The sequence below is a fragment of the Vibrio fujianensis genome (genome assembly GCF_002749895.1).
In the GTDB taxonomy this organism is placed as follows: domain Bacteria; phylum Pseudomonadota; class Gammaproteobacteria; order Enterobacterales; family Vibrionaceae; genus Vibrio; species Vibrio fujianensis.
This window is the reverse complement of record NZ_NBUS01000041.1, coordinates 235,127-245,469: the sequence shown is the minus strand read 5'-3', so window position 1 is coordinate 245,469 and position 10,343 is coordinate 235,127. Positions and strand designations below refer to the sequence as shown.

Sequence of the window (10,343 nt, the reverse complement as noted above, 5' to 3'; positions counted from 1 at the left end):
TGAAACGGCTCGTCAATTTAGTGAAGATGTGCATACAGGGATGGTCGGAATAAACGTTCCGATTCCTGTTCCGATGGCTTTTCACAGTTTTGGCGGTTGGAAGCGCTCTATATTTGGGCCACTTAATGTCCACGGCCAAGATGGTGTGCGTTTTTATACTCGGATGAAAACCGTGACCAGCCGTTGGCCTGCCAGTGTTCGATTAGAGCAACATATAAGTTCTTTCTCAATGCCCACAATGGAATAACTGAATCAACGATATTCTTCTAGAAAAATGACCCATGTTATGGGTCATTTTTTTAATTGGCTAATCCGCTTCACGGTTAGACTTTAAATTTACTTAAATCTTGACGAATATGTTGACAAAGTTCATCTAATTGTTCACTTAATAGCCGCACTCCTGCCACATTATTGGTCACGGATGTGGTACTTTCATTAATGGTATTAATTTTTTCACTAATATCGCTCGCGACCGTAGTTTGCTCTTCAGTTGCTGCTGCGATTTGGGTGTTCATATCATTAATGTCATTAATATGTTTAATAATATTATTGAGTGCTAGGGTGGTTTGTTCTGATTCTGATACGGTTTGACTTAACGTTATGCTGGTGCCATGCATTTGAGAATTAGCATTTTCTGAACTGGCTTGAAGATCATGAATGATTTGCTCGATTTCTTCTGTGGAATGATGAGTCCGTAACGCTAACGCTCGAACTTCGTCTGCGACCACGGCAAAACCACGTCCTTGTTCACCCGCCCGAGCGGCTTCAATTGCAGCATTTAAAGCCAGTAAATTGGTTTGATCCGCCACCCCTTTAATCACCTCTAATACTGTGCTGATGTAATCACTTTTTTCTTTTAGTTCAATAATAGTGCTAGAAGTGGCATTAATTTCATCGCCGAGTTTATGAATTGCAGAAACAGTTTGTTGGACAACATGGTTACCTTGTTCCGCAAGTTCATTACAACTTCTTGTTTTATCTGCTGTATTATTAGCATTTAACGAAACTTCATGAGAGGTCGAAGCCATTTCACTTAACGCGGTGGCAACTTGTTCTATCTCTCGTAATTGTTGTTGTGTTTCGTGGCTGTTTTGTTCACTATTTGTGCGAATTTTCTCGGCACATAAAGTTAGCTCTGTTGTGGAAGCTATAATACGAGTGACTAACGCATGAAGGTTTGAAATAAACGTATTAAATTCATTGGCTAATTGACCAACTTCATCATGATGACGAATGGTTAGCCTGCTGGTTAGGTCGCCTTCACCTTGAGCGATTTTAGATAATGCCGCGGTGACTTGAGTCAGCGGAGCGATCACCAATTTTGATAATACCCCCCAATTAATCAGTTGCAAGGAGAATAATAATAGGATGGCAATGAGGAGAAACATTTTTTTTATCGTGCTTAAAATAGCACTGTTTGCATCAAGCCGATAATCAATCACTAATGAACCTATCTTTTGTCCATCCTCCCATAAAATATTTAATGTGAAAGATTTTAACTCTGATATTGCAGGAGCAAGTTCATTAGATTTGGCTTCTCCAATGAGATTATCACGGTGATCAAATGCTTTAACTTGGTAGAGGTAAGGATTATTGACAAAAGAGTGAGTGATATTATCAATTAATTGAGTGTCGTATGAAAATAGGGGCTCTTTTAATACAACAGAGAGTGTTTGGTTTGTGTCATTAATGTCTTGTTCTAATTGGTTGACTAAATAATTCTTTGCAAGAAAATAGCTACCAGAGAAAACAAATGTCATCACAACTAATGAAATGATGATCAAAAGTAGCATAGATTTATATCGAATTGAATTCATGGTGAATGACCTATAATTGGTTGATGTCTAGCCAAAGTTTTTTATTTGCATAAGGTGTATCAGAATGCATGTAAGGATTATCGATACGTAAAATCGTTCGTTGACTTAAATTGGCTTTAGCAAATGCCTCTTTAATGATCTGGCTATTGAAAAATAACTGATCAAAACTACCATCATCGATGGCTGACATAAAACCTGAATATATTTGATGATAAAGTTGCTGGTTTTCTTGATTTACGTAGAAATATAAAGCAAAGGGATAAATCAACATTACCTCTTTTTCTACTGTTAAGTTTAGATGCGCATGCTGTTCAACTTCTTCCCAAGGTTCGAGTACACCACGAGGAAAGTAATCATAGCGTCCACCTTCTAACATCCGGAAAAGGTTACTATATTTAATTGTGGTTACTAGAGGTAAACCGGCACTTTTGAGAACTTGTGTATCTCCCCAGAAAGTGGCTTGCCCCGCTTTAAATTTTTTAAGCTGAGTAAGATTTTTTATCTGGGAAAATTTTCCTTGATCGGCTGAGCGAATAATAAAAATTCGGTGTCCCATAAGCCCTTTAAAAATAGGAATACGTATCGCCAAAAGTTTTTCATCTCGTTCTGCTGATGCGCCAGCCCACATTACATCAATATGATTGGCTTGAATTTCCTCGGCAAGGCGAGTTTCATTATAATTTTGCTCACTCTGTTTAATGCTTAATTCAGGTGAGCTTTTGGATAGCGCTAATTGCAATATATTAAATGCAAGTTGTTCTTTTTCGCCTTCCACCTTATTCACCGTAATGGTTTTTGCCGTCACAGAGTGAACATTGAAAACGATAACGAATAGAGCCAATAGATGGTTGATTTTCATAGCATTTCTCTTTTTACTTGAAGTTGCAGGACGAGCGCTTAACGGTTACGAACCAATAAACGAGTGTGGTTTATTTACCGGTCAGTCTCGCGTTGCAACTTCAAATGATGGTGATGTGGTTAATCCGCTTATCTTTCACCTTCCATCCATACCTTGCGGTAAAGTTCGATCATCTCTTCAATGGTAGGAACTTTGGGATTATTGAGTGGTGAACCTGAATCCAATGCTTGCTGGGCCATGGTGGGTAGAAGATCGAAAAATTTATCTTTCTCAATACCATAAGAAGAGGGAGAGGGAACGTTAAGATGTGTATTCAACAGCCGTAGCTCTGTGAGTAACTTTTGGCAGGCGACCGAATTATCATCAGATAACAGCGCGACACCCATGGCTCGCGCACAATCGGCATAGCGATCGTTTGCTGCAGGAATGGAATATTCAGTAATCACTGGTAATAGCATGGCATTGGATAAACCATGGGGCACATGAAAAAAAGCGCCGATAGGGCGGCTCATTCCATGAACTAAAGCAACTGAAGCATTTGAAAATGCAATTCCAGCCAGTGTTGCACCTAACATCATTGCTGCTCGAGCGGCTTCATTATGCGGTTCATCGAAAGCGTAGCGTAAATTAGATCCAATCAATTCGATAGCCGAGAGGGCTTGTGCATCGGTAAAAGGGTTCGCTTTTTGACTGACATATGCTTCAATCGCATGAGTCAGAGCGTCTAATCCACAATCGGCGGTGACTCTTGGAGGCAATGATAAGGTCAATTCATAATCGATCAGAGCAGCCATGGGCATAAATCCCAATCCCATACAAAGCATTTTTTCATCATTTTGATCGTCCGTAATCACGGTAACACGTGTTACTTCTGAGCCAGTTCCTGCGGTTGTAGGAATGGCAATAATTGGCAAACCGCTATCTGCAACATTTTTGGGGAATCGATAATCACGGACTTGGCCGCCGAATTTACCGACAATAGAAATGGCTTTCGCACTATCTATCGGACTTCCCCCTCCAAGAGCAATAATAGAATCAAAATGGCTTGAGCGAACTAAATCAACACCAGCTTGGATTGAGCTGACCGTTGGTTCAGGGACCGTCTCTGAATAAATCATACTCTCGATGCCTGACTGGCGTAAAACTTGCTGTACTTGTTCGGCATAACCTAACTTAACCATCATGTTATCGGTGACGATAAGAGGAGCGTGAACCTTCAATACGTTCATCACTTCAACGACTTTCATCGCCGCTCCTTTTCCGATGTGCATGATTCTTGGCAATACGATATTGGTACTCATCACTGACTCCTCAGTTCATTTAAAGTTGAAAAATAGTCACAAAATCATCTTAACACTGAAACTTATATTTCTTAAGATAATTGATTGGAAAAAATATTTCAATCAACCAAATTACAAGCTCACTCGCTATAATTGCTTTTATATCTTTGATAAATAACAATTTTTATTTAAGTGTTTTTTTGATTGAAAGAATTGTGATCCGTGATACATAAAACAAACTTCCACAAAAATGAAATAAATGTTTCAATGTTGTCGTGTTTTAAAAAAATTAACCTAAACTTGGACTCTGTGGTGAGGTAGATCGTGGATCTTGGAATTGTTGGAATTATTCTCTCATTGGTGATGCTGATGTACTTAGCCTACCGAGGTATGTCGGTGATCTGGTTGGCTCCGATCCTTGCTCTTTTTGCGGCTGTATTTTCAGCGGGAACCCCTTTAATGGCCAGTTACACCGAAGTCTTTATGTTGAGTGCGGCGAATTACGTAAAGCTGTATTTCCCGGCATTTTTATTAGGTGCCGTGTTTGGCAAAATTATGGACGTTTCGGGTGCAGCAAAAACGATTGCTCAAGTGATTACTGCCAAAGTAGGAACAAATAATGCAATTTTAGCGGTGGTTCTTGCCGTTTCGGTGCTGACCTATGGCGGCGTGTCTATGTTTGTCGTGGTTTTTGCTGTTTACCCCATTGCAGCACAAATATTTCTAGAAAGTGATGTTCCTAAACGATTAATTCCGGGAACTATAGCGTTAGGTTCGTTCACCTTTACCATGACTGCGTTGCCGGGATCGCCTCAAATTCAAAACACGATTGCGATGCCTTTTTTCGGCACCACGGCTTATGCTGGCCCGATGCTCGGGCTAATTGGGGCAATTGTGATGTTTGGGCTCGGTATGTTATGGCTAAAGAGACGAGAAACGGTTGCGAGAGCAAATGGTGAAGGTTATGGACACTCTATCGGCCCCATCGCTACTGAGAGTGATGAGCCTGATCATTTACCTTCTCCGATACTAGCGTTTATCCCGATTATTATCGTGCTTACGCTTAATTTTTTATTGGTGACTTTTTATTATCCCAATATAGAAGCGAGTTATTTGTCTGACTATGATTCAACCTTACAAAAAGTGAAGGGAATGTGGAGCCTGATTATCGCATTAACTACGGCGATAATTGTGGCTTTAGTTCTTTTTCGAAAGCACATTGCTCACGCACGGAACGCGATCAACGAAGGCGGAGAAAGTGCCATTATGCCCATCATGAATACCGCAGCTGCTGTTGGTTTTGGCAACGTGATCAAATCATTATCTTCTTTTGATGTAATTAAAGAGATGATTCTTTCCATTCCCGGCTCTCCATTAGTGTCATTTGCGATGTCCACCAGTTTATTGGCTGGAATTACCGGTTCGGCATCAGGTGGGCTAAGCATTGCTTTGGATGCACTCGGTGATATTTATATTCAGCAAGCAGCAAACTTAGGCATCAGTTTAGAGGCATTGCATCGAATTGCTTCAATCGCATGTGGTGGTTTGGATTCTTTACCACACAACGGGGCGGTCATTACTTTGCTTAGTATTTGTGGCATGACACATCGAGATTCTTATAAAGATATTTTTGTATGTACATTAGCGATTCCGATGATTGCCACCGCTGTGGTGGTCATCTTCGCCACCTTTGGCGTGGTGTAACAAACCGATCATTTAAGGTCAACAGACCCTAGCGATAGTGCGTAAATCACCGTCTAGGAGTATGCCGTCACACAACTCGGAGGAACAAGGCATGTTTAATGAAGAGCAACGATTCGAACACCCTATTCGTTGGGGGATGGTTGGAGGAGGACGTGGTAGCCAAATTGGATATTCACATCGAAGCGCGGCGATGCGAGATGGTCTATTTACTTTAGTCGCTGGTGCTTTCGACTTAGACGCTCAGCGTTGTCAAGATTTTGGGGGAAATCTTGGCTTAGATCCTGAGCGGTGTTATCCCTCATATTCCGTGTTATTTGAGCAAGAAGCGAAACGAGAAGATGGTATTCAAGCTGTTTCTATAGCGACACCTAACTCAACTCATTACGAAATTTGTAAAGCGGCATTACAAGCGGGTTTACATGTCGTGTGTGAAAAGCCAATCACCTTTACTAGTCAAGAAGCGCAGGAGTTGAAAGCTATTGCCCAAGCAAAAAATCGAATATTAGGTGTGATGTATGGCTACACTGGTTTTCCTATGGTTCATCAAGCCCGAGCGATGATCGAACGAGGCGATTTAGGTGAGATTCGGGTGGTGACCATGCAGTTTGCTCATGGTTTTCATAACATTGAGCATGAAAAAAATAATCCAGGTTTAAAGTGGCGTGTGAGTCCCGAAGTCTCTGGGCCAACCTATGTAATTGGCGATATTGGTACCCATGCATTTTATTTATGTGAAATGATGACCGGACTTAACGTCAAGCGCCTCTCTTGCATGCGTCAAAGCTTCATCCCATCTCGTGCACCTTTGGAAGATAATGCGCATGTGATGATGGAATTCGACGGTGGTGCGGTTGGTACGCTTTGGGCTTCAGCGGTGAATGCAGGATCGATGCATCAACAAAAAATTCGAATTGTCGGCCAAAAAGCCTCGATAGAGTGGTGGGATGAACACCCAAACCAATTGCGTTATGAGGTGCAGGGAGAACCGGTGCGGATTTTAGAGCGAGATATGGATTACTTATATAAAGAGGTGGCAGGGGTTGCTGCTAACCGAATTGGTGGGGGGCATGCAGAAGGTTACTTCGAATCATGGGCTAACCTTTATCATCGTTTTGCTTTAGTGATGAATGCTGTTGATCGTGATGATCCGCAAACGGCTCAAGCAATTTGGTATCCCGGAATTGAAGCGGGAATCAATGGAGTTAGGTTTTGTGAAACATGTGTAGAATCGGCCGACAATCATTCGATTTGGGTTGACGTTGATTGATCATCCTTAACGGGTAAGCCTATGGTGAACATGGGCTTACTTTCCTAACCGTTCTCAACCCAGATGCCGAACCTCTGGGTTGTTAACCGTCTCTAAGATCATTGTTGGGGTAAATTCACAAAACAGAGCGTTTAACGTTCAAGATTCGTGTGGTTTTTAACATCCTCTCATATAATATTCAAATAGATGCCTAAATTTACTGATAAGTTATCGGGTGAGTTAACAGCGACAGGAAGAGTGATGTTATTTATCAAAGATTTTTATCATGCTTTATTACATGTAGTAAAAAATTTACTCCCCATCGTGGCTGTTGTCCTATTTTTTCAATTGGTTATTTTACGTCAAGTCCCGGAAAACGTTGCTTCGATGGCTTTTGGACTGCTTATCGTGGCAATAGGGGTTGCGTTATTCCTACAAGGTTTGGAGTTAAGCATATTTCCTGTCGGTAAAAGCCTTGCCAATCAATTTGCGCGTCGCGGTTCGCTTTCTATTTTACTTGCTTTTGGGTTTGCAATGGGGTTCTCCGCCGTTGTTGCGGAACCCGCTCTTATTGCGGTGGCTGAGCAAGCGCAAACGATTAGTGACGGGCGGATTGACGGACTAACTTTGCGATTATTGGTGGCCAGTTCAGTTGGTTTAGTGATCTCGTTAGGCGTTTTTCGCACCATCATGGGGTATCCGTTACATTGGTTTATGATTATAGGTTACCTTTTAGTGGTAACTGTCACGTATTTTGCGCCTGAAGAAATCGTCGGATTAGCCTATGACTCCGGTGGTGTAACCACCAATATTGTTACTGTACCATTGATTGCGGCGATGGGAATTGGCCTAGCAAGTTCAATTCGTGGAAGAAATCCTCTTATTGACGGTTTTGGTTTAGTTGCTTTAGCCGTGATGGTGCCGATGATCAGCGTGCAACTCTATGGTATTTACGTATATTCACAACCTGATAGCTATTCTGTGTTACCCGTCTTGAGTCATCAATTAGAGACAAACTCACCATGGTTTACCCCGCTACTTGAATTAGCCAGTATGGTGAGGGATGTGCTTCCTATTATTATCACGATCCTTTTTTTCCAATATCTTATTTTACGCCGACGTTTGAGTCATCCTAAGCAAATTGTATTTGGTTTTTTATTAGTCATTATTGGTTTATATGCTTTTGTGGTTGGACTCAAGCTCGGGCTTTTCCCAATAGGGAGTTCCATGGCTGAACAATTAATCGGACGGGAACAATTATTCTACATTTATTTATTTGCATTCATGATTGGCTTTGCGACAACAATGGCCGAGCCTGCGTTATTGGCAGTTGGTCATCAGGCTGAAGAGGCGGCAGCTGGTAAAGTGAAGGGAAATACTATTCGTCTTTTGGTGGCCTTGGGAGTTGCATTGGGAATTGCGATTGGAGTTCATCGAATCATCATTGGCGGTTCAATGCATTATTTTATTATGGCAGGATATTCACTGGTTATTTTACTCACAATCTTTGCTCCACGATATATTATTGCGCTAGCTTATGATTTAGGAGGCGTTACGACTTCAGAGGTGACCGTGCCGCTCATTACCGCACTAGGAATCGGGCTGGCGACTCATATTGAGGGGCGTAATGTTTTGATTGATGGTTTTGGCCTTATTGCCTTTGCCTCTATTTTTCCGATCGTTACCGTGATGATGTATGCCATTATTACACATTGGTTTTTTCAATATTCAAAGGTGAAAGCATGAAGTTTTCCGTATTAGTTGCCATTGTTCCTGAAGAGTTGGAACAAGATGCTATCGATACTGCTCGTGATCAAGGCGCGGGAGGTATAACCGTTTTAGCGGGGCGAGGGATCAGTAATGAAACCCGAAAAACTTTTTTTGGTTTAACTTACGATGGTAGTCAATCGGTATTATTAATGGTGCTAGAAAAGTCCCTCTCTTTACAAATATTAAAATCGTTACAAGCCTTATTGCGGCCCAATGAAGACGATTCTAAAGGTTTAGCGTTTACGATTGGATTAGAACATTTAGCAGGGATTGATCTCAATCAGTTGGATAAATTTGAACAGCAGCTGTTCCAACAGCAATTAAAAGAGACATTATAAGGAAAATAGCCATGTTAGTGAAAGATGTAATGGTTCGTGATGTGGTGACGATTTCACCCTTTGCCAAGTTACGAGAAGCGATGAGTTTAATGAAGAAACATCAACTTAAATCGCTAGTGGTGGAGCAGCAAAATGCCAGCGATGCTTTTGGTTTAATTACTTATACCGATATTGTCAAAACAGTGATCTCTGAAGATGGTGATATTGATCTGTTAAATGTCTATGATGTGTGTGCTAAGCCAGCAATCTCTGTCGGAGAAAGTTTAGCGTTAAAGCATGTTGCGACGTTAATGGTACAACAACACATTAAGCGGCTATTAGTCCTTCATGATAACCAATTGCTTGGTTTTGTAACCATGGACGATATTATGGATGCGTTACTTTCTCGCATTGATTAACGGACAATACCCTTCCTACTTGAAGATACAGCGGTTGGCTACGTTCGTTCACCTCAATCGCATCGTTTGTCTACACTGATGGGAACTCACGTACTGCTAACCTGTCACTCCAAGTTGTTTGGGCCAATAGCGTTGTTTTCTTTCAAGGGGTTGAGAACTAAGCCCCTTGCAATACGGCATAAAGTTGAATGTATTTTCTTACTAACTTTTGATTTTTAGAACGTTTTAATGGGTGGCCAAACTTTACATAGCAAGGGCTGATATTAAATGTATTATCTACCGTTTGCATCAACTGCGAATCACTTTCGTATAGGGTAATACCTTGGGTATGGTAGTCATTGATTTCATCAGGCAACCGTCCTGTCCACCAGTGCAATAATTCCCGGCTTTTTTGACTACGGCTAATCCAATGATCCGTCAAAAGTAATAATAAATCATTCGGTTGAATCGCATAAGCATACTCTTGTTTCCATAAGCTGATGTCTTGAAGAAGCTTTTCTCTGCATGTTTTCCCGGCGCTAATCATATGGTGAGTAAGTATCCATACAGTGCCTTTATCACAGCTGACGCGAAAGTGATGGGGGTTCTCATGAACCGGAAAAAGATCAAGTGGGGCATATTCACATTGATGACCAAATTCGGTCAGTGTGCGAGCTAAACGCCGAGCAAAAGCGAGGCCCAGGTGATGTTCACTCATTCCTTGGTTATGAATGGTCGGGTAGTGTTTTTCACACAGCTTCAGACAGTCGACTTGGAATTCATTAACACTTTGAGTCAGGATATCGAGTAGCAATTCAATCTTCTCCTTTGTACCACCAACTAAATCTGGTGACTTATGGAAGGCCGATCTTCCCATCTGGTCACGTGTGGTTTGGGTATCCACCTTACTGAATCCTATCATAAACTTACGCGATATTTGTATTGCTTAATC

The 10,343-nt window shown here is 41.4% G+C and carries 10 protein-coding genes and 1 pseudogene; 7 read left to right on the top strand and 4 right to left on the bottom strand.

What is annotated here, in order from left to right:
• On the top strand, positions 1 to 247 hold a 247-nt coding region (locus B7C60_RS18495), incomplete at its 5' end, for an aldehyde dehydrogenase family protein (RefSeq protein WP_245868964.1).
• 76 nt (positions 248 to 323) lie between these two features.
• Here the strand turns inward: B7C60_RS18495 and B7C60_RS08365 are convergent.
• The 3 genes from B7C60_RS08365 to B7C60_RS08355 form a co-directional block, all read right to left on the bottom strand.
• The gene (locus B7C60_RS08365) at positions 324 to 1,817 is read right to left on the bottom strand and encodes a methyl-accepting chemotaxis protein (RefSeq protein ID WP_099611255.1); all 1,494 of its coding nucleotides are present in this window, start codon (positions 1,815 to 1,817) and stop codon (positions 324 to 326) included.
• Between the two features lie 10 nt (positions 1,818 to 1,827).
• A complete protein-coding gene (locus B7C60_RS08360) occupies positions 1,828 to 2,676 on the bottom strand; it encodes a type 2 periplasmic-binding domain-containing protein (protein ID WP_216639314.1) in 849 nt (282 codons plus the stop codon).
• Between the two features lie 128 nt (positions 2,677 to 2,804).
• The gene (locus B7C60_RS08355; RefSeq protein ID WP_099611254.1) at positions 2,805 to 3,977 is read right to left on the bottom strand and encodes an iron-containing alcohol dehydrogenase; all 1,173 of its coding nucleotides are present in this window, start codon (positions 3,975 to 3,977) and stop codon (positions 2,805 to 2,807) included.
• Between the two features lie 303 nt (positions 3,978 to 4,280).
• Here B7C60_RS08355 and B7C60_RS08350 point away from each other — a divergent pair, with 303 nt between their 5' ends.
• From B7C60_RS08350 to B7C60_RS08330, 6 genes and pseudogenes are all read left to right on the top strand, one after another.
• Positions 4,281 to 5,660, top strand: coding sequence for a GntP family permease (locus B7C60_RS08350; protein WP_099611253.1), 1,380 nt, complete (start codon positions 4,281 to 4,283; stop codon positions 5,658 to 5,660).
• A 91-nt stretch (positions 5,661 to 5,751) separates the two neighbouring features.
• Positions 5,752 to 6,927 carry a Gfo/Idh/MocA family protein gene (locus B7C60_RS08345; RefSeq protein ID WP_099611252.1) on the top strand — a complete coding sequence of 392 codons (1,176 nt, stop codon included), beginning with the start codon at positions 5,752 to 5,754 and terminating at the stop codon, positions 6,925 to 6,927.
• A gap of 186 nt (positions 6,928 to 7,113) precedes the next feature.
• Positions 7,114 to 7,848, top strand: a pseudogene (locus tag B7C60_RS18490) (DUF1538 domain-containing protein); the annotation flags it as partial.
• Positions 7,849 to 7,959: 111 nt separating this feature from the next.
• Positions 7,960 to 8,652, top strand: coding sequence for a DUF1538 domain-containing protein (locus B7C60_RS18485; protein WP_237665841.1), 693 nt, complete (start codon positions 7,960 to 7,962; stop codon positions 8,650 to 8,652).
• Positions 8,649 to 9,014 (top strand): transcriptional regulator, encoded by a 366-nt coding sequence (locus B7C60_RS08335; protein WP_099611250.1) that lies wholly within the window; start codon positions 8,649 to 8,651, stop codon positions 9,012 to 9,014. The genes B7C60_RS18485 and B7C60_RS08335 overlap by 4 nt, the downstream gene beginning before the upstream one ends.
• Before the next feature lie 11 nt (positions 9,015 to 9,025).
• On the top strand, positions 9,026 to 9,412 hold the full coding sequence (locus B7C60_RS08330) for a CBS domain-containing protein (protein ID WP_099611249.1): 387 nt from the start codon (positions 9,026 to 9,028) through the stop codon (positions 9,410 to 9,412).
• Between the two features lie 157 nt (positions 9,413 to 9,569).
• Here the strand turns inward: B7C60_RS08330 and B7C60_RS08325 are convergent, their stop codons facing one another.
• Entirely contained in the window at positions 9,570 to 10,205 is a 636-nt protein-coding gene (locus B7C60_RS08325) for a hypothetical protein (protein WP_099611345.1), read from the bottom strand.
• Between the last annotated feature and the right edge of the window lie 138 nt (positions 10,206 to 10,343).